Raw genomic sequence first — 21,773 nt, 5'->3', positions numbered from 1 at the left:
GGCGGGCCATAAGAGCATGCCTACTCCAAAGCGGCGGGCGGAGTCCGTAAGCCAGCGCCCGTCACGTCATGACGTAGGTGAAGTCTAAGCACCATCGAACCTGCTTGAATACAGGATTTTGATACCTCGACAGTCAGTCCATGTGCGCGACCGCGGGCCGCAGCATCTACCGCACGCCGTAGCGCGCGAAATCGTCGCCAATCCTGGGCTGAATTGTCTCTGCCGCCACGATATCGGCATCACCGCCAGCCTTGTCGCCTTGTTTGAGCCGGGCGAGGCCGCGACCATAAAGCGCACTCGCCAGCTTCGGCTCGAGCCGCAGCGCCGAGCCATAGTCATCGATGGCCGCGGCGAGCTGGCGCATCTTCAGGTGCACAAGAGCACGTGAATCGTACGTTGCCGCATTGCTCGATACCGATTGAAGCGCCTTGTTACAGTCGTCGAGCGCGGCCTGCAGAGCGCCCAGCATGGCTCGGGCCCAACAGCGTCCGCTCCACGCGCCCGCCAGATCTGGCCGCACACGAATGGCCTGGTCGTAATCCTGCGCCGCACGATCGTACGCGTTCTTTCGCAGGTTGGCCTCTGCACGGTTCGCGAAGGCCTCGGCGTAGTTAGGATTGAGCTTGATGGCCTCATCCAGAGACCCGATCGCGAGGTCGTATTCGCCTTTCATCAGCTGGGCCACACCGCGGTTGTTGAAGGCTTTGACGTAGCCCGGATTGAGCTCGATCGATCGATCGAAATCGCGGATAGCGCGATCATAGTCTCTCGTTTCGGCATAAGCGTTGCCACGATTGTTATAGGCGATGGCCAGGGCCTTCGTCGCGCTTCCGTGCGCGTCGATGAAGGCGGTACAACCATCAATTCGCGCTTCGAGCGATTCACGCGCGACGCTGTTGCACTGCTCAATCGTCTTGAGATAGCTCCCCTCCTGCTTCGGCGCCTGTGCCACCGCCGGCAGCTCAAGCGATAGCAGGACGAGACCAGACGCCACGACGCCGGTGATGGTTCCTGTCGCGCTCGGCCTCATATCAGGATCCCCGATCACGGATTGGGAAGTCTCTATCCGTGGTGAAGGCTTCTAGCACCGTCGGCAGATGTTCAAGTTGAGCTTGCGGTCGGCTTTCTGTTCGGATGGCCCAGTGGATGCTGCGGATTTCTTCGTCGTCTTGCTCTTGCCCTCTTCGATGAGGGTAGAAAACTTCACCGACCCGTTATCGGAGATCTCGACATGGGGTATGGTGCCTCGGATGCCCATTGTGGCGACCGGGGTGTCGATCTTCATGTCACCAGTTTTCGCGACCTTGCCAGCAACGAAGGTGAACGTCCCTTTGGCCAAGCTGAAGAAAGTCGAATTGGACTTTCCGTTTGGGTCGTAGACGTACTCGTCCAAGGTCATGTGCGCATTGCTCGACAGATTGAACGAGCTGCCGTCGGTAAAGTTGATGCCTATTCGACCGTCATTCGCCGTCCGCACCACGTCCCCCAGATAGACGAGATCGCCAACTTTCGTCTGATTGGCTTGGGGGGGCAGGTTGGCCTGAACAACGACCGCATTCGCGTGCTCGATCGTGACGGAGCCCGTGGCGGTTACGACCTTCCCGATTGGCTGCGATGAAAAGTTCTGAAGACCAGGCTTGGCGGAATCGACCTGCGCACGCGCAGCTTCGGGCAAAAAGCCGGCGAGCGGGAGAATGAAAGCGACCACCAATCCAAATATCGAATGTGCACGCATGACCTCCCCCTTCATCGAGAAGATCTTCGTTTCAAATCCTGCGGCTTTTCCGAACTCGCAAGTACAACACCTTATACTATAATTTAATTGTTGTTAAATCCACCCCGCCGGCCTATTTTTGTTCCGCAGATCCGGAATACCGCGAAAATTGCACTACCTCTCATTTGGAAACGCAAATCGCTTCGATGGAAGGGGCCGGACTCCCCGCGAGACGAAAGTGGTTCACGGCGACCTCGCGCTGAACGCGTCTCTTTCTTGAATCGACTTGGGTCATCTCAATCAGGATTTCGGCGGGCAAGCCTTGGGCTGCCGGCGCCATGATTTGTTGATCTCGTGGCGAGGGCAGACCAGAACGAAAGAAAAAAGGCGCCGCGCCGAGTCTGAGTTCCTCGACTGACGAGGTCGAAGGCTATGTTAGTTGCGTCCGGCGTTGAGGCCGGAGACGTGACCTCCGTGGTCGCGCCTCCGAAGATAATCGGCACCGTTCACACGGCGATCGGTTGCGGCATCCTGAGGCGTGCGAGCGGCGTCGCCACCCAGATCGTGGTTGGCGATCCACTCTGCCTCGGTGACGTGATCGAGACTGCCGCCGACGGGCGGGTCGGCATCCGCTTCATTGACGACACCATCTTCAACCTCTCCAGCGACGCTCGCATGGAGCTGAGCGAATTCGTCTGCGATTTCGACGGCACCTCGCGTTCGGCCCTGTTCACGATATCCAAAGGCACCTTTGCTTTCGTTGCCGGCCGGTCGGCCAAGAGCGGTGCCCTCACGCTCGAAACCCCGGTCGGGAGCATTCGCGGCCGGATCCATACGGGCGGGTTCGGAATGCTGACGCTCGGAGCATTGATGTTCTCGATGCTGAAGGGTGCCGAGGCCGCAGACGCGAACATCACGTTCCTGGACAATGACAGCATCACGTACAAGGACGTCGAGCACGGCACGTTCGAGCTCGTGACCAAGGAGGCGATCCCGCGACACATCATTGTCGAGGATCCCGGCGAGACGGTCGTACTCAACAAGGTCGGGTCTTCAGTCAGCATCAGCCAAGTCGCCAATACCCCGGCTCGCATGGAGGAGCTCCAGGCGGCGGAGCATGACGTGTGGGCCAATCTCTCGAGGGAGATCGGGCCAAAGGGCTCCGGCACGACTCCCTTCCCGGAGGGGCTGCCGTTGGAGCCAATCAATTTCACAGAGCCCGATGCTCCTGCGCAGCTACATTCGCTTCCGATCATACTGCCTAGCACCATCGTCGTTCCCGAGATCTTTCATTCGCCGCCGACGTTCAATATTCAGTCGGGACCGGTCGAACTCGATACGGCGGTGTTTGACAACTTCACTGCGACCAGCGGAACGTTCAGCGCGAGCAGCGCCAGTGGCGCGCCGCTCGTCTTCGGTATCAGCGGCGGGACCGTCGGCGATACGGTCCTGGCTGGAGTGACATATGATGTGTCGAAAGGCAGCCCCTATGGCACGCTCTATGTCAACAGCGCCAGCGGCGCCTATACCTTCGTACCAAACAGTGACGCGATCAACGCGCTGACGGCGCCCACGACGGATCCTTTTGTCATTACGGTCTCGGACGGCAACCAGTCCACTTCTCAGACCTTCACAATCAGCATCGATGGCGTCAATGACGCCGCCATCATTTCCGGCGTCACGACCGGTTCGTCAGTCGAAGCGGGCGGCGTTGCCAATGCCGCGACCGGAACACCGAGCGCGACAGGCACACTCACCGATAAAGACGTCGATAATACGCCCAACACCTTCACAGCCGTGAGTTCGCCAAAGGCCAGCACGGGCGGCTACGGCACGTTTACGGTGACGGCGGCGGGCGTCTGGACCTACACGGTCGACAATGCCAACAGCAAGGTGCAGGCGCTCAATGTCGGCGACACGTTGACCGACACATTCACCGTGACGACCATCGACGGTACGCCGCAGGTTGTGACGGTCACCATCCACGGCGCCAACGATGCCGCGATCGTCTCGGGCGACACGACCGGCTCCGTGACCGAGGCTGCCGGCTGCAATCCGGGAATTCCGACCGCGACCGGCACGCTGACCGACACCGACGTCGACAATACGCCCAACACCTTTGCGCCGATCGTCTCGCCCGAAGCTGGCCACTACGGCACCTTCACGATGACGGCGGCCGGCGTCTGGACCTACACGCTCGACAACAGCAAGTGTGCAGTACAGGCGCTCAATGTCGGCGACACATTGACCGACAAGTTCACCGTGACCACCATCGACGGCACGCCACAGGTAGTGACGATCACCATCCATGGGGCCAACGATCCCGCCATCATCTCCGGCAAGACGACCGGATGCGTGATCGAAGCGGCCGGCTGTAAGCCGGGTATGCCGACCGCGTGCGGCACGCTGACCGACACTGATGTCGACAATCCGGCCAACACGTTCACTGCGGTGTGCTCGCCCGAGGCCAGTGCGAAAGGCTACGGCACTTTCACAATGACGGCGGCGGGCGTCTGGACCTACACGCTCGACAACAGCAACAGTGCGGTGCAGGCGCTCAATGCCTGCGACAAGCTCACCGACACCTTCACGGTGATGACGATCGACGGCACGCCGCAGGTGGTCACGATCACCATCCACGGCGCCAACGACCCCGCCATCATCTCCGGTACCACCACGGGCTCGGTAACCGAGCCCTTCTGCAGGACGCCGGAGGCACCGAAGGCCACCGGCACGCTCACCGACACCGACGTCGACAATCCGGCCAACTTGTTCACGGCGGTTTGCGCGCCAAAGTGCAGCACGCACGGCTACGGCACCTTCACGATGACGGCGGCGGGCGTCTGGACTTACACACTCGACGAGGACAATTGCGCGGTCCAGGCGCTCAAGGCATGTGACACGCTGACCGACACCTTCACGGTGACCACGATCGACGGCACCCCGCAGGTTGTGACGATTACCATCCACGGGGCAGGCTTCCGGGACCTCGACAACCCAGCCACCGCAACGCAAACGGATCCGCCACCAACCGACGGGACATCGAAACAAGACGGCACAGCTGGCGGAAGCGACGCCAGTCAGACACTTCACTCGGCAGCCAGTCCAGCCTCAACGAACGACGCCAGCCAAATCGACGTGGCCGCGAGCAGTTCCAGCAGCCTGACGACGACCGGTAAAAGCGGGGACAACATCAGCCAGGCTGAACCGAAGCCTGAGACGATCAGCAGACTTGATGCCGACCATCTCGCCAACAGCGACCATTTTGTTTTTTCGTTCGCGGCCAATCCGGTCTCCAGTGCAGGAAGTGAGCAAGGCATCGCGCCCACTCAGACCGCCGCGGATCATTCTGAAGCGTCAGATCCAGCCCCCCCGCTCCCGGACTCACACCCTCTGGCAGTGCTCAGCGCTGAAGAGGTCTTTCGCTTCAAGGTCGAATTGGCCGATGCCAAGGGCCCGGGCGCCATCGGGTTCGCAGAGCTGCCCCCTGCCCCTTCGTCGGTCGATGCAAACGCAGCACACCCGGGACTTCTCCGAGCCCCAGCAGTTGAGCCGCTTGCGCCTGGGCACGACTTCGCTGATCCGCCGATTGCCGTTCATGAGGCAACCGCTCTGCCCGCCTTTCATCATGAACTGATGGTTTGAAAAATTTCGACCGGCGGACTTCTTTCCCGCAGGTTCCGATCGAAACAAAATTTGATCATAGGCCTGAGGAAAACGTGAATATTCCCCAAAAGTGACTTGATCTTTTCTACCTCTTATCCGGGGTGAATTTGTGGATGGGTAAGCAATAATGACCGATCAACAATTGGCACTTGATGCGATTAGCGAAGCTCAATCAATCCTCGAAGAATATCTCCAACCGCGACCTCAGAGCACTGAGCGTGTTCTCGATAAGCTGATCGAAGTTCTCGAACGTCCAGACTTGGTCGTTGCCGTAAATCGCTTACAGCAGCGAAACAGTTCCTTTACAGACCGATGAGGAACCAGCTCCCATCGGTCGCCCTTGCCGCGTGCGCGGCCTGGCTTTTGCCAGCCGGCATACCCGCTGTCGTGGCGAAGCAGCAATGCAGCAGCGCGATACCTTCGTCGACGCAGGGACGCTGGTGGTCCTACCGCATCATCGACGGACGGAAATGCTGGTACGAGGGCAAGCCGATGTTTCCTAAATCGGAGCTGGAGTGGCCGAAGCAGAATTCGGCACGACCAGTTATGGATGCGGACGCGACAGGCGCGGTGGCAGCAAGTCCGACCAATCCATTGAACTCGCAAGCTTGGGCCGTGGACTACGACACTTTCGAAGCCCGCTGGCGCGCTCGTATCGGAGATCGCTGACCCAAACCAGACCCGGCACCGCATCGGGGCTCATTCAATGCCTCACAACGTCGTGTGTTGATCGCGAACTTTGGTTATATGGCAAGGCTCCTTCAATGTGGCCTGCCGATCCAATCCGACGGTGAGCAGCTCTGCTGCCGGGAACAAACGTCATCGTCACTGTCATCCCCCTCAGACTCAGAGGGCGGCAATGCGTGCTGATGACTCAAGGTCGATGTCCAGGCGGACGTCATCGCCGCGATCAGCAGACGATTGATGGCCTCAATTGCGCGCTCCGCTATGGATGAGCAGTGGTTCATCGCTCCCTCCGCGCCGCTGATTAGCGAATGGCCCCACGCTAGTCCCCGTGTGCGCTGTGCGACTGTCGTCCATCTCACATTTGTGCGCGTCAACTGATCGCACGTTCAGAACGTGAAGCGCCATCTGACTGCATCCGCAACGGCAGGCTCTTCAGTCACTGAGTGAGAACGATCTACACGGTAAGGTTTTCCAAGCGCGCCCGCTCAACCATTGAGATGTTGCTACCGGTGAGCGACTCAGAATGAAATAGCATCGTGACGATCCGATTTCGATTGATCAGGCGGGGGCTCGATCGATGCGCGGGGAAGCCAATTGCATCATATGCAGCAGGGCAAGAGCACTCGTAGCTCTCGTTCCAGTCGCCAGAGGATATGCTCTGAAGGTCTACGAATGCTCCTGTTGCCATAGCACTCTGCATCTGGTGACGCGTGTCACGAAGGCGGAGCTGATCAAGCAACGATGCGGGACGCCGCTTCCTATCGGAAAGTGGTTCGACGCGACGGCTGCCAGAATCGGAGGTCGCGGGGGTCAGCCGCGGGTCGCGAACTAGACAAACGGTCTGGACGCGCCTTAGCCGAACGACCTCATGATCTGAGACAGCATCGCGGTTGCGCCTCGGGTATACCGGGCGCCGAATAATTGCTCGTCCACGTAATGAAGCGCGAGGAGAGCAACAAGTGCGGCCATTGCAACTCTCATGCGGAGAAGCATGCGCCGCAGAAGCTAATGGCGCCTTAATCCATTCTCGCAGCGACCGATGTTGCACTGCAGAGAAACGCGGGACGGAGGGGAGTGGTGCGCTGAGCGGGTGGTCATGGGCGAACCAACAACGCCTCGGATTAGCCGCCAACACGCCCGAATCACAAACGCAGATTGGCCTCGCCGGGGGCTTCGCTTGCGTATTGAGGTTCGCCGGCTCCGCTCCACCGCGAACTTCAGCCCCCAGCCCCATCGCGGTGGAGCGGGAAGCCCCTCCATGTCAATTCGGCTTTTGCGTCGGGCGTCCCTCGATCTTGGGCAGATCGGCCGCATCGGCAGAGCGGTCTCCTCCGCCACCGGCGCGGCGGGCCATCTCGACCGTCAGCCGCTCGGCAGCCTCGGGCTGCATCAAGCCCATGATGTCCGACATCTTGCGCGGCGCAATCTGCGTCGCGATCTCGATCAGCACACCCATCTCCAGGCGATCGAACACACGCGCGGCGTCCTTGGGCTTCATGCTCTCATACATGGTCACGAGGCCTTTCAGGCGCTGAGCTTCCGCCGCCTTCTGCTCGGCCGCTGTGGCGGAGATGCGGGATTCCACCGCCTTCATCTCCTCGACCTTGGACTCGATGCGCTTCTCGGCCGCCTTCAACAGGCTCTCGCGAATGTCGATCTCGCGCTGGCGCGCTTCGAGCTCCTGGCGGCGGTTCTGCAAGCGCTCCAGAATCGCGCGCTCGGCGGGCGAGGTCTGCTCGCGGGATTCTTCCGGCTTGATTACCTGACCTTCGGGCTTGGTCTCGGGCGCGGCCGGTTTCGGCGCATCCTCCTTGGACGCCTCCTTCGGCGCGCCGTGCGTCGAGCCGGTGATGTCGGGGTCTTCGCGGCCGGTCGGGAAGTTGAGGTTCTCCTGAGCCCAGGATTTCTTGGTCGTGTTCGGCTGATAGTCGAACACATAGCCGCCGTTGATCACGAGGCCCGCGACCTTCAGCGTGGCGAGGGCGGCGACTGCGATCAGTACGACGGGAATGACGCGGATGTTACGGAAGGATTTCATGCGGCGACTTTTATGCGGCAATCCCGTTGGATCTTCTGCGCTCGGTGAAGGCTTCTGCAGCCGCCGCCACCGCCTTCGCCGCCGAGGGCTTTGCGACCGGGGCTGCTGCTTCCGGATTCGTCACGGGGCGTGCGGCGATGGCGATCTTGGAGAGGCGCCGAACCACGTTGTCGGCCTCGCCGAGCTGGCGGTAGAGCTGGTCGGACATCTGTGTTGCGGCGGCGAGCTGGCTGCCGAGATTTTCGTTGACGTCGCGAACGGCGAGCTTCAGCCCGCCGATCGCGCGCTCGGCGATCTCGGTCGCGGTGATCAACTCGGCGATGACGGCCTTCAGCGAATGCTCGTCCGCCTTCAAACGCGTCAGCCGCTTGTTGAGCAGGATGCAGTAGCCGATCGTCAGCATCAGGAGGATTGCGACCAGCATCTCGATCGCCATGCCTAAGGAGTGGTTCATGGTGCCTCCATCATCTTGTTCTGCTCGTCGGCCTTCTCGAACATCGCAAGTGTCGTACCTGGCTTGCGCAGGGGTTTCGTCACACGGATCGCGACGCGGTCGCCGACGCGTCCCATCCGCCCTTCGGTGAGCGTGACGCTGCCGCAGCGTACGGTCACGTTGGCATCCGCGCGCATGTCCAGTGGCAGCGTGTCGCCGACCTTGAGCCGCATCAGTTGCTTGAGCGGGATGTCGGCCTCGTAAAGCACTGCGTCGACCGCGATCTCGGCCTGCACGATCTCGGTCGCGAAATGACCTTCCCAGATCGTGTCGCGGCCGAACTTCTCGCCCATGAACATCTGGAGCAGGACGCCCCGGATCGGCTCGATCGTCGCGTAGGGCAGCAGCAATTCGATGTTGCCGCCACGATCTTCCATGTCGATGCGCAGGCGCACCAGGATCGCGGCGTTGGCGGGACGGCTGATCGCGGCGAAACGCGGATTGGTCTCGAGGCGGTCGATCGTGAAGGTCACCGGCGACAGCGGGCGGAATGCCTGTTCGGCATCGGCCAGCACCACCTCGACCAGCCGCTTGACCAGTTCGGTCTCGATCGTGGTGTAGGGCCGGCCCTCGATGCGGAGTTGGCTCGTACCGCGGCGGCCGCCGAGCAGCACGTCGATCATCGAATAGATCAGGCTGGAATCGACGGTCGCCATGCCGAAGTTTTCCCACTCCTCGGCCTTGAACACCGAGAGCACGGCCGGCAGCGGGATCGAGTTCATGTAGTCGCCGAAACGCACCGAGGTGATGCGATCGAGCGAGACTTCGACGTTATCGGAGGTGAAATTGCGCAAGGAAGTCGTCAGCAACCGCACCAGGCGGTCGAAGACGATTTCGAGCATCGGCAGACGCTCGTAGGAAACCATCGCCGAATCGATGATCGCGCGAATGCCGGAATGGTCGTCGAGCGTGACGTCGCCGACGGTGAAGCCCAGGAGATTGTCAATCTCCTCCTGCGACAGCACCCGCTCGCCTGAGTTCTTGCCGTTGCCGAGATCGCGGCTGCCGTCCTCGACCATGGCCGCCCATTGCAGGGCCATGGTCTCGGATAGTTCGTTCTCGGCAGCAGCCTTCGCGGCCTCCGCGGGATCCTCGGAATCAAGCGAGGCCTCCCATTGGGCGGCTATGGCATCTTGGTCGACTGGATCGTTGCCCGCCATGGCGCTAGCCCATTACCCTCACTGCACCACGACTTCCTTGAACAGCACCGCGCTGACCTGGATCGGCGCGACCGCCGCGTTGACACGCTTGGTCAGCTCTTCCTTGAGGCGGAAGATGCCGGCCGAGCCGTTGAGGTCGGAGGGGCGGAGTTCCCGCACATAAGTCTGGAAGATGTCGGTGACGCGCGGCATCGTCGGCTTGATCGCCTCGATCTGCTTCTCTTCCTTCAATTCGAGCACGATCTTCAGCCGCAGATATTGCACGCGCTCGCCGGGCACGCCGGCGAGGTTGACCATCATGTCGGGCACGTCGACGAAGGCCGGCGGCTTCGGCGGCGGCGCGACCTCGGCATGGTGCTCATCATCGCCGTGACGGAGGAAGAGGAACCAGGTCGCCGCGCCACCGCCGAGAATGGCGAGCACGGCGACAGCGATGATGATGAGCTTGAGCTTGTTCTTCGGCGGGGCCGCCTCAGTGCCGTCAGTGGCTGCGCCGCCTTCCGCTTCGTTCTCTGCCATGGTCGCCGCGCTCGCTCACTATAAAGGGTCTGAGAGAGCGAAGCCTCTGGTCGGCCAGTGACGCGATACAAATGCCCCAGCGCGCAACGCGCTCCTCATAGCTGCAAACGCTAAGGTAATGATGGTTAACAGAACCTTTCGATTGCCCCTGCGCTAGGAAAAATCTGCCGGGCAAACATGGTCAACAGAACCTTTCTGCCGCCCCTCGCCCACCCCTTCCAAACACCTAAGCACCTGTAAATACGTCCCTTTCTGCGTTGGCACGGCTTTCGCTCAGGAAAGGCCGAGACCGGACGGTTTGGGAGAGCCCGAAGGTCTCATCGACGGGTCGGCCAAGACGCTTGGGAGAGCGGCGAAGCAGGACCTCCACAGGGGAGAACCATCCGATGCAGAACGCGCTTCTGGTCGGTTTATCGCGGCAGATGACGTTGGAACGGCAGATGGATGTCATCGCCAACAACGTCGCCAATGCCAACACCAACGGCTTCAAGGCCGATCGCACGCTGTTTGAGGAATTCCTCAACTCCGGCGCGCATGAAGATAATTTCGTCGGCTCCGACCGCCGGGTCTCCTATGTGCAGGACCGCGGCACCTTCCGCGACGTCGGCCAGGGCCCGATGGAGGAGACCAAGAACCCGCTCGACCTCGCGGTCGACGGCAATTCCTATTTCGCGGTGCAGACCGCCGGCGGCGAGCGCTACACCCGCGACGGCAAGTTCTCGCTCAACAACCAGGGCCAGCTCGTCACATCGGATGGCAATCTCGTGCTCGGCAATGCCGGCCCGATCACCTTCCAGCCGACCGACCATGACATCAACGTCGCGCCCGATGGCACAGTGACAGTGCTCGAGGGCACGGCCCGTGTCGACTCCATCCGCGGCAAGATCCGCATGGTCGCCTTCGACGATCCGCAGAAACTCGCCAAGCAGGGCGCCAATCTCTACGCCCAGGGTTCGGCGAACCAGCAGGCCGACGCCAAGTCCACCGTGCGCCAGGGCTACATCGAGAAGTCGAACGTGAATTCGGTCGGCGAGATGAGCCGGATGGTCGAGGTGATGCGGATGTACACCCAGGTCGCCAACCTGCTCCAGCAGCAGAGCGACATGCACAAATCGGCGATCGAGAAGCTCGCCGACGTTCCAGCGTAACGCCATCAGGAGACGATTGACATGCAAGCGCTTCACACCGCTGCGACCGGAATGGCGGCACAGGAACTCAACGTGCAGGTCATTTCCAACAACATCGCGAACCTGCGCACCACCGGCTTCAAGAAGCAGACCGCGGCGTTTCAGGACCTCATCTACGAGCACATCCGCCGCGTCGGCGCGCAGTCGTCCGACCAGGGCACAATCCTGCCGGTCGGCGTCGATATCGGCGGCGGCGTCAAGACGGTCGGAACGCCGCGCAGCATGACGCAAGGCACGCTGTCGCAAACCGGCAACGATCTCGATCTGGCGGTCTCAGGCGAGGGCTTTTTCAAGATCCTGATGCCTGACGGGACCTACCAGTATACCCGCGATGGCACCTTTCAGATGGACAACCAGGGCCGCATCGTCACCGCGCAGGGCAATCCGGTGCAGCCGACCATTACGATCCCGAACAACGCTTCGGGCCTCACCGTCAACGTGCAGGGCCAGGTTTCGGTGACACTGCCGGGCTCGTCGACCTCGTCCATCATCGGCCAGCTCGCGCTGACGCGCTTCATCAATAAGGCGGGCCTCCAGCCGGTCGGCAACAACCAGTTCACCGAGACGCCCTCCTCCGGTGCGCCGCAGGACGGCACCGCGAGCTCCGAGGGCTACGGCACGATCACGCAGGGCAGCCTCGAACAGGCCAATGTCGACGTCGTCTCGGAGATGAGCGACCTGATCGCGGCCCAGCGCGCCTACGAAATGAACGCCAAGGTGATCAGTGCTGCCGACCAGATGATGCAATCCACCACGGCGCTGTTCCGCTAGGGAGTAACGATGATGCGCAAAACCATCACCACTCTCGCCGCCCTGCTCGCGCTGTCAGCACCAGCGTGCGCCGCCGACGACGGCATCGCGCCGCCGACGCTGCGCGCCAGCATCACCGTCACCTCCGACGTGGTGCGGGTCGGCGATCTCATCGAAAATGCGGGCTCTGCCGCGCAGATCCCGGTCTATCGCTCGCCCGATCTCGGCACCACCGGCGCGCTGCCGGTCGCGAACGTCCTGAGCGTGCTGCGCGCAAAACAGGTCATCGGCGTGATGACCGGCGACCTCAAGGAAGTCACGGTCACGCGGCTCGCGCGCACGATTGCCAACAAGGATCTCGAACTCGCGGTCGCCTCCGCGCTCGAGCACCGCTTCGGACTTGGCGACGCCGCGAACATCACAGTCAGCTTCGATCGCGGCGTCTCCGATGTGCGGCTGGACGCCTCCAACACCGGCGCGCTCCAGGCGACCGCCACACGCTATGACGCGCGCAGCGGCCGCTTCGACCTGAGCTTCGAGATCAACAACGAGAACAGCCTCGCGCCGACCAGGCTGCGCCTCACCGGCGCCGCGATCGAGACCGTGGAGGTCGCCGTGCTGACCCGCGACATCGACCGCAGCGAGATGCTGAAGTCGTCCGACGTCGTCCTGGAGCGCCGCCCGAGGGCGGATGTTCAGGGCGAAGCGGCCTCGCGCGAGCGCGCGGTCGGCATGCAGCTCCGTCATCCGATGCGGGCGGGCACCCCGATCCGCGTCGCCGACATCGCAAAGCCCGACCTCGTGCAGCGCGACCAGAACGTCACCATCATCTACCAGGTGCCGGGCCTCTACCTCACCACCCGCGGCAAGGCGGTCGACAGCGGCTCCGAGGGCGATACCGTCTCGGTCCTCAACATGCAGTCCAAGCGCACGCTCCAGGGCATCGTCACCGGCCGTGGCCAGGTCACAGTGCAGGGCGCGAGCCAGTCCGCGCCGGCCGCGCCCGCGGTCGAGCAGACCTCATCCCTCAAGCACGAGGAGACGCCGGCAGCGGCCGCCCTCGCCCAAAGCCTGATCCAGACCCCGGTTTCGCCAACCCAGATCGCGCAAGCACAAGCCAAGTCAGAGTAAATCATGTCCAAGTTCAGTTCCGTGGCCCGTCTTCGTCGTATCGCCCTCTCCGGCACACTGCTCGCAACGTTCGCCTTTGCGAGCGGGTGCTCCTCGATCGACCGCCTGTCGCAGATCGGCGAGCAGCCGAAACTGTCGGCGATCGACAATCCGACGACGCAGCCCGGCTACAAGCCGGTACAGATGCCGATGCCGAAGCCGGAAGTCGCCTCCTACAATCCGAACTCGCTGTGGCGCAACGGCAGCCGCGCCTTCTTCAAGGACCAGCGCGCCCATCAGGTCGGCGACCTCCTGACGGTGACCGTGAACATCACCGACAAGGCCAATATCGAGAACGAGACTCAGCGCAGCCGCACCAACAAGGAAGACTCGGGCATCACCGACTTCATCGGCTCCAAGACCATCACCCAGGCCAACAAGATTTTGCCCGGCCGCATCCTCACAGCCGACTCGACGGCCTCCAGCGACGGCAAGGGCAGCGTGGCGCGACAGGAAGCCCTGCAGACCAACGTCGCCGCCGTCGTCACCCAGGTGCTGCCGAACGGCAACCTGGTCGTCGAAGGCAAGCAGGAGATCCGCGTCAACTACGAGATCCGCGAGCTGATCGTCGCCGGCATCGTCCGCCCCGAAGACATCCAGAGCGACAACACCATCGACTCCACCAAGATCGCCCAGGCCCGCATCGCCTATGGCGGCCGCGGCCAGATCATGGACGTGCAACAGCCGCGCTACGGCCAGCAAGTGATGGACGTGCTGCTGCCCTTCTAAGAGTTTCTTTAAGAGCTCCCACATCTCGTTGTGAACCTAGGCACAACGAGATGTTCTACGCGGCCTCCGGCAGCTCCCCTGCCGGGGGCCGCATGATTTTTGGTCGCGGCGCGATGGCTGGCGGCCACGACTGCGACTCCGCAATTAGAGGACGCCGCCGATACACACTCCGTCATTGCGAGCGCAGCGAAGCAATCCAGAGTCTTTCCGCGGAGGAATTCTGGATTGCTTCGTCGCTTCGCTCCTCGCAATGACGGCGGGGAATGACGTTATGCCCTTACGTAAACTTCGCCTCCACCACGCCGAGCCCGTCCAGCTCCATCCGGACCTTGTCGCCGGCCTTCAGCCACAGCGTTTTCACGAGGCTGCCGGTGAGCACGAGCTGGCCGGCATGCAGACCCTTGCCTTCGGCGGCGAGATGATTGGCCAGCCAGGCGAGCGCGTTGTGGGGATGGCCGAGCACGTCGGCACCGGTGCCCTTGCCCACCTCCTCGCCGTTGACGAGGGCGCGGCCGGCGACCGCCCGAAGATCGGGTACATTGGCGCGATCGACTGCGGCACCAAGCACGCAGCCGGCGGCGAAGAAATCATCCGCGATCAGCGTCGGCGCGCCCATGGTCTCCCACTTCACATAGCGGTCGTCGACGATCTCGATCGCGGGAGCGTAAGCATCGACCGCCTCTCCCACCCATTCGGCGGTGAACGGCGCTTCGCCAGGGGCAAGGTCGCGCTTCAGCCGCACGGCGATCTCGCATTCGACGCCGACGCGGACATAGTCGGAAGTGGCCAGCTTTGCGCGGCTGTCATACACGACCTTATCGAACACGCCGCCGGCGCAGGGATGGTCGATCTGCATGTAGTCCTGCATGACTTGGCTGGTGCAGCCGATCTTGTAGCCGACCAGTGCGCCGATATGGGGCAGCAGCAGGTCGTGCAGTGCACGCTGGATCTGGTAACCCTCCGCCTCATCCCTGGGTGGAACCTCGAGCGTCGCGAGCGGGGCATGATTGCGGCGCGCCAGCGCGATCTCCTTTGCGGCTGCGAGAATTCTGTCCATCGTCGCCGACTCCCCACGCTACGCAACTCGAGGCAGCACTTCAGCATTCCCGCCCCCGCCTGACAAGCGCTGCGGGTGCGCCCGGCCTCTCACGCCTTGACGAGGCCAAGCCGGATCAGACTCTCGGCCGAGCTCAGGATCGCCTCGTCGTTGGTGCGCGCCTGCCAACCCAGCAGCCGCGCCGCCTTGGCGCTGGTCGATCGCCGCACCTTGCCCAGCATCGGCAAGGTGTAACGCAGCACGGGAACACCGGTCGCGGCGAGGCGCACCAGCCAGTCCGGCGCCTGGAGGCGTGGAACCCGTCGCGCCGCTGGCCCCAGTTCCCGCCGCAGCACGTTGGCGATGTCGAGCAGCGACAGCGTCTCGCCAGCGACCGCGATGAAGCGCTCGCCCTTGGCCTCGGGCGCGGTCATCGCTCGCAAATGAAGGTCGACGACGTCCCGGACGTCGACCAGGCCGAAATAAATCCGCGGCACCGCCGGCATGGCGCCGTTGAGGAGCATTTTGACGATCTCGATCGAGCCAGAGAAATCCGGCCCGAGCACCGGACCGAAAATGCCGGCGGGATTGACGACGGCAAGCTCCAGGCCGCCTCCTTCGCGGGCGACGAAATCCCAGGCCGCCCGCTCGGCCAACGCCTTGGATTTGACGTAGGGCTGGACGTCGTCGCCGTCGAGATTGGTCCAATCGGTCTCGTCGAATGGCGTGGTGCGCGGCGGATGGCCGTAGCCGATCGCGCCCAGCGACGAGGTGATGACCACGCGCTTCACGCCCGCCTCGCGCGCGGCACACAGCACCCGCAGCGTGCCGTCGCGGGCCGGGATGATCATTTCGTTCTCGTCCTTGGGGACACTGGTCGAGAGCGGCGAAGCCACATGCAGGACGTAGTCGCAGCCTGCGACCGCCTGGCGCCAGCCCTCGTCCCCGGTCAAGTCGGCGGTAAAGAAGGCGATCCGCTCGGCCGGATCGACACCGCCCTCGCGCAGCATCGCCAGCACATCGGCCTGCCGGTCCGGTCGGCGGACCGTGGTCCGCACGTCGTGACCGGCAGCCAGCAATTGCAGGACGGTATGGATGCCGACGAAACCCGATCCGCCCGTGACCAGAACAGTGCTCATGTCGCAACCCTTCTCCCGCGGGTCGGCAAATTTGTCCACCGAACCCTGCTGCAGCATTTAAGGAGTTGTTGAGCTGGCCCAAGCTTTATGGCGGCGCGCACACCCTGCTCGCGCAGGACGCGTGATGACGGCGATGCTTCGTGCCGCCGATCGCATCTTGAGAAGTCGAGTCGATCCCGTTGCCCCGACTCGCAAAAGCATCCTCATCTGAAGTGAGGGCTGTTCCTCATGCGAGCTCACGTAAGCATGAAGGAGTTGAGCCTAGCCCCTTGATCGCGATTCAGTTTTCCCGTTCGCGGTGAACGGCGTTGCCGCCCAATATAATTGTGGCGCGCGAACGCGCGCCACGACAGCATGAGCAAACAATACCGCTTGTATCACGCGCGTCCGAGCGCGATGCGGATTGCGATCTCGACCGGCGAGTAGTCACCGTCCGCGCGTTCGAGCCGGTACGGCTCGGCCGGAGGCAGATCGGGCTGTGCCATGAAGCGCGGCGTTGTTCCACGATGCTGCCGCGCCGCATGCACCAGGAAGGGATGGCAGAGATAGACCGTGCCCGCCTCGCCGGTAGCGAGTGCAATCTCGCAATCGGCGCCCATCTCATCCAGCACCATGCGCGACCGCCCCGCCTCGCCTGCCGGCGCCAGATAGCGCGCCATCGGGAAGTGCGAGCCGACCCGGATCCGGGTCGGCGCGTCATCCTCGCCGACATCGGAGAACAGGAACAGCATCAACAGAGCTCTGCCGCGCGAGACAATGTTGGCTCGCCAGGCCGAATGATCGTGCCGCTCGTTGGGGTCGCAGTCCTCACCGGGGAAGCTGAGATCGATATGCCAGCCGGCATCACCGGGATCGTCGGGATGCGGGAAGCGCACCGCGAAAGTGCCGCCGATATCCTTGCGCGGACGCCAGCGGCCCGCACCGACCAGCTGGTCGAACGCGCGATGCAGCACTGGCGTGTTGGCGATTTCCGGGAACGGCGGATTGCCATAGCCGGACAGCCGGATCACCGGGCGTGTCCAGGTCGACGGGTCGTGCTCGGTGCAGGGCAGATCGCGCCACAAGATGACACGGCCCTGCTCGGCAAGCTCGCGCGGAAAGGCGTTGTCGATCCTGACAAAGCCCTGTTCGATGAATTGCTGAATTTGCGCAGCGCTGAGCGCAGGCGCGTCGTCGAAGTCGGTCATGATTGTCTCTCAAGCTGTCGCCAGCCATCGGCGGTCCGTGTCATGCGGAACCCGGCCGGCTCATTCGGTTCACTGGAATCCCGCGGACCACAGCCCACAGGGGCGATCAGCGCTTCGTCGCGGAAGCGGGATCAGCCCAGGAAGAAGACCGATGCGATGTTGAGAGAGCAAATCATCATGGCGGCGCGAATCTACGCGCGGGATCCGCGGCATTCAAGCGGCGGGCGCCTTCGGCCTTACGGCCTATTCGTCGCGATAGACCTTCTCGCGCTTCTCGTGGCGCTCCTGCGCTTCCACCGACAGCGTTGCGATCGGGCGGGCTTCCAGCCGCTTCAACGAGATCGGCTCGCCGGTCTCTTCGCAATAGCCGTAGGTGTTGTCCTCGATACGCTGAAGCGCTGCATCGATCTTGGCGATCAACTTGCGCTGGCGGTCGCGGGCGCGGAGTTCGATGGCACGGTCGGTTTCGGACGAAGCCCGATCGGCGAGATCGGGGTGGTTCACGTTCTCCTCCTGCAGGGCTTGCAGGGTGAGCTTGGACTCTTTGAGGATCTCATCCTTCCAGGCGAGGAGCTTCAAACGGAAGTACTCCTTCTGCCGGTCGTTCATGAAAGGCTCTTTTTCGGTCGGTCGGTAATTTTTCAACTTTTCCAAGGGCGGCCTATTCTTTTTTTAGCAACGACTCGCAACGGACAGGGTCCGTTGAGCCGGGCTTATATAGCGGCCTCTTGTGACAGACAATATTTCCCTGATGTTGGCGTTACCGCCCCCAAGTCCTTGCACCGGCAGCTTTATCGGCAAGCGCTTGGGGGCGGTTATCCACTTAATAGCCGACCGTGAAACGCTTCCGCAGATGCGAAGGCCGCTCGATCTCGTCGGCGAGTGCAATGGCGTAGTCGGCGAAGGTGATCCAGCTCTTTCCGCTCGCATCTGCGAGAAGCTGATCGGTCCCAAGCCGGAACTTGCCGGTCCGCTCACCCTCTACGAACAGGGCCGAGGGCGAGATGAAGGTCCAATTCAGCTCCTTTTCCTGCCGCAGCAGGTCGAGGAATGCGGAACCCTTCTCCGCTTCGGCCTTGTATTGAGCGGGAAAACCGGGAGTTGTGACCAGTTTCACGCCGGGGGCGACTTCGAGACTGCCGGCACCGCCGACCACAAGGTAGCGACCAACCTTCGAGTCCTTGGCAGCGCCGATCAGCTTGTGCGCGTCGCTGGCGAGGAAGTGGACGGAACTGATCGCGACGTCATGCCCTGCCCAGAGCTTGGCGAGGCCGGCCTGGTCGAGCACGTCGCCCTTGGTGGGGGTGACGTTCGGCAGATGAGCGATCTTCTCCGGGTTCCGGGCGATGGCGGTGACGGCATGGCCGCGGCGGGACAGTTCCTTGGTGATCTCCGAACCGGCCCGGCCCGAGGCGCCAGCGACTGCGATTTTCATGGAAGGCTCCTTTGCTTCTGTGGTAACTAGTGGAAACTAGATATCGCAAAGAATGCTGGTGTTAAGAGAGCACTTTTGGCTTACCTGCTTACGCGGGAGTAACCGGAACAGATCGCGAGGAACGGAGACATGAAGCCCGACGTCTACGCAGCCAATTGCCCGACACGCCAGATCCTCGATCGTGTCGGCGACAAATGGGCGGTGCTGATCCTGTTGCTGCTGCGCGAGGACGCGATGCGTTTCAATCAGTTGCGCCGGACGATTGAAGGCATTTCGCAGAAGATGTTGAGCCAGGTTCTCAAATCACTCGAACGCGACGGATTGATCAAGCGCCGCGCCATCGCAACCGTTCCGGTGACGGTTGAGTATTCGATCACGCAGCTCGGGCTGACGCTCGCTGCCGCCGTCGATCCCTTGCGCGACTGGGCCGAGCAGAACCTGAAGGACGTCCTCGCCGCACAGCGCCGCTACGATGCGCAGCAGAAGCAGGAAGCGGCGTAAGAAGACCCGTCATCCTGAGGTGCGAGTAGCGCGGTGCGCAGTACCGCGCTGGGAGCCTCGAAGGATGAACGGCTGAGATGGATCAGCGTGCTCGATGCCCTTGCGGGAACAACCGGGCCGTCGCCCTTCGAGGCCTCCGCTTCGCTTCGGCACCTCAGGGTGACGGATAACTAACTGACGATAACCCGTCAGCCCTGCCCTGCCTTGGCAAGCTCAACCTCGACGCGCAGCTCGATCTCGGAGAGCACGGCATCAAGGCCGGGATCACCGGAGGACGATTTGAGGTTTGCTGCCGCATCGCGCAGGCGCATAACCGTCGAGGCGTCGAGATTGCCCGACAACAATCCCATCTTGAGATCGTCGAGCACGTCGAGTGCGGTCTTGCCGCGGGCGACCGAGCGCTTGCGCCGCTCGACCGGGTCCTCCTCGATGCCCTGCAGCGCGAGCAGCGCATCGATGTTGGCGGCTGCCTTCGGCGCGGATGCGGACTTGGTCTCCTGCGTCGAAGAGGTGTCGGGCAGCACGAAGGTGCCGGAGCTCGTCCGTCTGGCCTGGCTGGCGGGCGCTCCAAGCGTGGTGCCGTTCGGTCCGTAGATGCGCATCGAAGGAATCCGCGTGGTCGATGACGGCAGCTTCGCCGCATTATGGTTAATGAGGCGTAAACAGCCCGGCAAAATCTGCCGACAGGCGGCAGTTTCGCTCCGTAAGGCGAACGCCGGCTGGCGCTGATGACGCGCAATTTAATCAACCTATTCAACCATCTAGGTTCACCGCACCACGCTGGCACGACGCTCGCATAGAGAGGTTCGGACCAGCTCGTCATGGGAGTGTCGAACAGGTCCGGGATCTAAAGGAGCCTCGGGGAGCAGAGGATGCCAGGCGTGCGTTGGGCAAAGTTATTGGGAGTGGCATGTGCCGCGCTGTCAGCGCTGGCGCTCACGGCCGCGCCTGCAAGCGCGACCTCGCGCATCAAGGACCTCGCCAATATCGAAGGTGTCCGGCAGAACCAGCTCATCGGCTACGGCCTCGTCGTCGGCCTCAACGGCACCGGCGACACCCTCAACAACATCCCTTTCACCAAGCAGTCGCTGCAGGCCATGCTGGAACGCATGGGCGTCAACATCCGCGGCGCCACCATTCGCACCGGCAACGTCGCCGCCGTCATGGTGACCGGCAATCTGCCGGCCTTCGCGACGCAGGGCACGCGCATGGACGTCACGGTATCCGCGCTCGGCGATGCCAAGAACTTGCAGGGCGGCACACTGCTCGTCACCCCGCTGCTCGGTGCCGACGGCAACGTCTATGCAGTCGCCCAGGGCTCGCTCGCGATCTCCGGCTTCCAGGCCGAGGGCGAAGCTGCAAAAATCGTCCGCGGCGTGCCGACGGTCGGGCGCATCGCCAACGGCGCCATCATCGAGCGCGAGATCGAGTTCGCTCTAAACCGGCTGCCGAACGTGCGGCTGGCATTGCGCAACGCCGACTTCACCACGTCAAAGCGCATCGCGGCCGCCATCAACGACTATCTCGGCGTCAAGAGCGCCGAACCGATTGATCCCTCCACAGTGCAGCTCTCGATCCCGCCGGAGTTCAAGGGCAACGTCGTCGCCTTCCTCACCGAGATCGAGCAGCTTCAGGTCGATCCCGATCTCGCCGCCAAGATCATCATCGACGAACGAAGCGGCATCATCGTGATGGGCCGCGACGTCCGTGTCGCCACAGTCGCTGTCGCGCAGGGCAATCTCACGGTCACGATCTCCGAGAGCCCGCAGGTGAGCCAGCCCAATCCGCTGTCGCGCGGCCGCACCGTGGTTACCCCACGCACCGGCGTCAGCGTCACCGAGGACGGCAAGAAGTTCGCGGTCGTCAAGGACGGCGTCTCGCTCCAACAGCTCGTCGACGGCCTCAACGGCCTCGGTATCGGTCCGCGCGACCTCATCAGTATCCTCCAGGCGATCAAGGCCGCCGGCGCGATCGAAGCCGACATCGAGGTGATGTGATGCAGGCCGGCACGATCAGCACGCCCGCCATCGCCTCCTCAGCCTTCTCGGTGCAGAGCCGCAACGGCCGTCCCGACTTCGAGCTCGCCAGCGCCCTGCAGAAGGTCTCGCCGCAGCAGCAGGCCAAGGCTCAGAAGACCGCGACCGACTTCGAGGGCATGTTCCTCAACGCGATGTTCTCGCAGATGACGTCGGGTCTGAAGGGCGAAGGCCCGTTCGGCGACACCGTCGGCACCGGCGTGTGGCGCTCGATGCTGACCGAGCAGTACGCGAAGAATTTCGCCAATGCCGGCGGTGTCGGCGTGGCCAGCGAAGTCTACCGCACCCTCATCCTGCAGCAGGCGAAAACCGTCCGCACGGCATAA

Annotated in this window: 21 protein-coding genes; 9 read left to right on the top strand and 12 right to left on the bottom strand. The window is 62.7% G+C overall.

What is annotated here, in order from left to right:
• Window positions 1-166: 166 nt before the first annotated feature.
• Together SO156_RS24235 and SO156_RS24230 are read right to left on the bottom strand one after the other, a co-directional pair.
• Window positions 167-1,030 (bottom strand): tetratricopeptide repeat protein, encoded by an 864-nt coding sequence (locus SO156_RS24235; protein ID WP_498536484.1) that lies wholly within the window; start codon window positions 1,028-1,030, stop codon window positions 167-169.
• Between the two features lie 51 nt (window positions 1,031-1,081).
• The gene (locus SO156_RS24230) at window positions 1,082-1,750 is read right to left on the bottom strand and encodes a FecR family protein (protein ID WP_498536483.1); all 669 of its coding nucleotides are present in this window, start codon (window positions 1,748-1,750) and stop codon (window positions 1,082-1,084) included.
• Between the two features lie 396 nt (window positions 1,751-2,146).
• On the opposite strand from SO156_RS24230, the gene SO156_RS24225 reads away from it, so the two are divergent.
• Together SO156_RS24225 and SO156_RS24220 are read left to right on the top strand one after the other, a co-directional pair.
• On the top strand, window positions 2,147-5,359 hold the full coding sequence (locus SO156_RS24225) for a VCBS domain-containing protein (RefSeq protein ID WP_498536482.1): 3,213 nt from the start codon (window positions 2,147-2,149) through the stop codon (window positions 5,357-5,359).
• A gap of 148 nt (window positions 5,360-5,507) precedes the next feature.
• Window positions 5,508-5,696: a hypothetical protein gene (locus SO156_RS24220; protein ID WP_458147033.1), complete on the top strand. Its 189-nt coding sequence runs from the start codon at window positions 5,508-5,510 to the stop codon at window positions 5,694-5,696.
• Window positions 5,697-7,328: 1,632 nt separating this feature from the next.
• Here the strand turns inward: SO156_RS24220 and SO156_RS24215 are convergent.
• The 4 genes from SO156_RS24215 to fliL are packed head-to-tail and all read right to left on the bottom strand — an operon-like array spanning window position 7,329 to window position 10,277.
• Entirely contained in the window at window positions 7,329-8,105 is a 777-nt protein-coding gene (locus SO156_RS24215) for a MotE family protein (RefSeq protein ID WP_458147034.1), read from the bottom strand.
• Between the two features lie 10 nt (window positions 8,106-8,115).
• Entirely contained in the window at window positions 8,116-8,559 is a 444-nt protein-coding gene (locus SO156_RS24210; protein WP_458147035.1) for a DUF6468 domain-containing protein, read from the bottom strand.
• Window positions 8,556-9,758: a flagellar motor switch protein FliM gene (gene fliM, locus SO156_RS24205; protein WP_458147036.1), complete on the bottom strand. Its 1,203-nt coding sequence runs from the start codon at window positions 9,756-9,758 to the stop codon at window positions 8,556-8,558. Before fliM ends, SO156_RS24210 begins: the two co-directional genes overlap by 4 nt.
• Window positions 9,759-9,776: 18 nt before the next feature.
• Window positions 9,777-10,277 carry a flagellar basal body-associated protein FliL gene (gene fliL, locus SO156_RS24200; RefSeq protein WP_498536481.1) on the bottom strand — a complete coding sequence of 167 codons (501 nt, stop codon included), beginning with the start codon at window positions 10,275-10,277 and terminating at the stop codon, window positions 9,777-9,779.
• 386 nt (window positions 10,278-10,663) lie between these two features.
• Between fliL and flgF the strand changes: the two genes are divergently transcribed.
• The 4 genes from flgF to flgH are packed head-to-tail and all read left to right on the top strand — an operon-like array spanning window position 10,664 to window position 14,113.
• Window positions 10,664-11,425, top strand: a complete 762-nt coding sequence (gene flgF, locus SO156_RS24195) for a flagellar basal-body rod protein FlgF (RefSeq protein WP_458147038.1) — start codon at window positions 10,664-10,666, stop codon at window positions 11,423-11,425.
• Between the two features lie 21 nt (window positions 11,426-11,446).
• On the top strand, window positions 11,447-12,235 hold the full coding sequence (flgG, locus tag SO156_RS24190; protein ID WP_449377073.1) for a flagellar basal-body rod protein FlgG: 789 nt from the start codon (window positions 11,447-11,449) through the stop codon (window positions 12,233-12,235).
• A gap of 9 nt (window positions 12,236-12,244) precedes the next feature.
• A complete protein-coding gene (gene flgA, locus SO156_RS24185; protein ID WP_498536480.1) occupies window positions 12,245-13,345 on the top strand; it encodes a flagellar basal body P-ring formation chaperone FlgA in 1,101 nt (366 codons plus the stop codon).
• Between the two features lie 3 nt (window positions 13,346-13,348).
• Window positions 13,349-14,113: a flagellar basal body L-ring protein FlgH gene (flgH, locus tag SO156_RS24180; protein WP_458147040.1), complete on the top strand. Its 765-nt coding sequence runs from the start codon at window positions 13,349-13,351 to the stop codon at window positions 14,111-14,113.
• Window positions 14,114-14,390: 277 nt separating this feature from the next.
• Here flgH and SO156_RS24175 read toward each other — a convergent pair whose 3' ends face one another.
• The 5 genes from SO156_RS24175 to SO156_RS24155 form a co-directional block, all read right to left on the bottom strand.
• On the bottom strand, window positions 14,391-15,170 hold the full coding sequence (locus tag SO156_RS24175; protein ID WP_498536479.1) for a 2-keto-4-pentenoate hydratase: 780 nt from the start codon (window positions 15,168-15,170) through the stop codon (window positions 14,391-14,393).
• 89 nt (window positions 15,171-15,259) lie between these two features.
• Complete coding sequence (locus SO156_RS24170; protein ID WP_498536478.1) at window positions 15,260-16,288, bottom strand: SDR family oxidoreductase; 1,029 nt, start codon at window positions 16,286-16,288, stop codon at window positions 15,260-15,262.
• Between the two features lie 377 nt (window positions 16,289-16,665).
• Window positions 16,666-17,475: a phytanoyl-CoA dioxygenase family protein gene (locus SO156_RS24165; RefSeq protein WP_498536477.1), complete on the bottom strand. Its 810-nt coding sequence runs from the start codon at window positions 17,473-17,475 to the stop codon at window positions 16,666-16,668.
• Between the two features lie 243 nt (window positions 17,476-17,718).
• On the bottom strand, window positions 17,719-18,084 hold the full coding sequence (dksA, locus tag SO156_RS24160) for an RNA polymerase-binding protein DksA (RefSeq protein WP_085966600.1): 366 nt from the start codon (window positions 18,082-18,084) through the stop codon (window positions 17,719-17,721).
• A 214-nt stretch (window positions 18,085-18,298) separates the two neighbouring features.
• Window positions 18,299-18,910: an NAD(P)-dependent oxidoreductase gene (locus SO156_RS24155; protein WP_498536476.1), complete on the bottom strand. Its 612-nt coding sequence runs from the start codon at window positions 18,908-18,910 to the stop codon at window positions 18,299-18,301.
• Between the two features lie 129 nt (window positions 18,911-19,039).
• Between SO156_RS24155 and SO156_RS24150 the strand changes: the two genes are divergently transcribed.
• On the top strand, window positions 19,040-19,411 hold the full coding sequence (locus SO156_RS24150; protein WP_027526331.1) for a winged helix-turn-helix transcriptional regulator: 372 nt from the start codon (window positions 19,040-19,042) through the stop codon (window positions 19,409-19,411).
• Window positions 19,412-19,599: 188 nt separating this feature from the next.
• On the opposite strand, the gene SO156_RS24145 is transcribed toward SO156_RS24150, so the two are convergent.
• The gene (locus SO156_RS24145) at window positions 19,600-20,013 is read right to left on the bottom strand and encodes a flagellar assembly protein FliX (protein WP_458147045.1); all 414 of its coding nucleotides are present in this window, start codon (window positions 20,011-20,013) and stop codon (window positions 19,600-19,602) included.
• Between the two features lie 270 nt (window positions 20,014-20,283).
• Here SO156_RS24145 and SO156_RS24140 point away from each other — a divergent pair, with 270 nt between their 5' ends.
• Window positions 20,284-21,408 (top strand): flagellar basal body P-ring protein FlgI, encoded by a 1,125-nt coding sequence (locus tag SO156_RS24140; RefSeq protein WP_458147046.1) that lies wholly within the window; start codon window positions 20,284-20,286, stop codon window positions 21,406-21,408.
• Window positions 21,408-21,773, top strand: a complete 366-nt coding sequence (gene flgJ, locus SO156_RS24135) for a flagellar assembly peptidoglycan hydrolase FlgJ (protein ID WP_458147047.1) — start codon at window positions 21,408-21,410, stop codon at window positions 21,771-21,773. The genes SO156_RS24140 and flgJ overlap by 1 nt, the downstream gene beginning before the upstream one ends.

This window comes from Bradyrhizobium sp. UFLA05-125, from assembly GCF_059803515.1.
Note: the sequence above shows the minus strand (reverse complement) of the source record. Positions and strands in the feature narration are given on the sequence as shown.

What these genes read in the sequence shown, in the direction of transcription:
- SO156_RS24235 (WP_498536484.1), bottom strand. Translation starts at nt 1,030, where the DNA reads ATGAGGCCGAGCGCGACAGGAACCATCACCGGCGTCGTGGCGTCTGGT.
- SO156_RS24230 (WP_498536483.1), bottom strand. Translation starts at nt 1,750, where the DNA reads ATGAAGGGGGAGGTCATGCGTGCACATTCGATATTTGGATTGGTGGTC.
- SO156_RS24225 (WP_498536482.1), top strand. Translation starts at nt 2,147, where the DNA reads ATGTTAGTTGCGTCCGGCGTTGAGGCCGGAGACGTGACCTCCGTGGTC.
- SO156_RS24220 (WP_458147033.1), top strand. Translation starts at nt 5,508, where the DNA reads ATGACCGATCAACAATTGGCACTTGATGCGATTAGCGAAGCTCAATCA.
- SO156_RS24215 (WP_458147034.1), bottom strand. Translation starts at nt 8,105, where the DNA reads ATGAAATCCTTCCGTAACATCCGCGTCATTCCCGTCGTACTGATCGCA.
- SO156_RS24210 (WP_458147035.1), bottom strand. Translation starts at nt 8,559, where the DNA reads ATGAACCACTCCTTAGGCATGGCGATCGAGATGCTGGTCGCAATCCTC.
- fliM (WP_458147036.1), bottom strand. Translation starts at nt 9,758, where the DNA reads ATGGCGGGCAACGATCCAGTCGACCAAGATGCCATAGCCGCCCAATGG.
- fliL (WP_498536481.1), bottom strand. Translation starts at nt 10,277, where the DNA reads ATGGCAGAGAACGAAGCGGAAGGCGGCGCAGCCACTGACGGCACTGAG.
- flgF (WP_458147038.1), top strand. Translation starts at nt 10,664, where the DNA reads ATGCAGAACGCGCTTCTGGTCGGTTTATCGCGGCAGATGACGTTGGAA.
- flgG (WP_449377073.1), top strand. Translation starts at nt 11,447, where the DNA reads ATGCAAGCGCTTCACACCGCTGCGACCGGAATGGCGGCACAGGAACTC.
- flgA (WP_498536480.1), top strand. Translation starts at nt 12,245, where the DNA reads ATGATGCGCAAAACCATCACCACTCTCGCCGCCCTGCTCGCGCTGTCA.
- flgH (WP_458147040.1), top strand. Translation starts at nt 13,349, where the DNA reads ATGTCCAAGTTCAGTTCCGTGGCCCGTCTTCGTCGTATCGCCCTCTCC.
- SO156_RS24175 (WP_498536479.1), bottom strand. Translation starts at nt 15,170, where the DNA reads ATGGACAGAATTCTCGCAGCCGCAAAGGAGATCGCGCTGGCGCGCCGC.
- SO156_RS24170 (WP_498536478.1), bottom strand. Translation starts at nt 16,288, where the DNA reads ATGAGCACTGTTCTGGTCACGGGCGGATCGGGTTTCGTCGGCATCCAT.
- SO156_RS24165 (WP_498536477.1), bottom strand. Translation starts at nt 17,475, where the DNA reads ATGACCGACTTCGACGACGCGCCTGCGCTCAGCGCTGCGCAAATTCAG.
- dksA (WP_085966600.1), bottom strand. Translation starts at nt 18,084, where the DNA reads ATGAACGACCGGCAGAAGGAGTACTTCCGTTTGAAGCTCCTCGCCTGG.
- SO156_RS24155 (WP_498536476.1), bottom strand. Translation starts at nt 18,910, where the DNA reads ATGAAAATCGCAGTCGCTGGCGCCTCGGGCCGGGCCGGTTCGGAGATC.
- SO156_RS24150 (WP_027526331.1), top strand. Translation starts at nt 19,040, where the DNA reads ATGAAGCCCGACGTCTACGCAGCCAATTGCCCGACACGCCAGATCCTC.
- SO156_RS24145 (WP_458147045.1), bottom strand. Translation starts at nt 20,013, where the DNA reads ATGCGCATCTACGGACCGAACGGCACCACGCTTGGAGCGCCCGCCAGC.
- SO156_RS24140 (WP_458147046.1), top strand. Translation starts at nt 20,284, where the DNA reads ATGCCAGGCGTGCGTTGGGCAAAGTTATTGGGAGTGGCATGTGCCGCG.
- flgJ (WP_458147047.1), top strand. Translation starts at nt 21,408, where the DNA reads ATGCAGGCCGGCACGATCAGCACGCCCGCCATCGCCTCCTCAGCCTTC.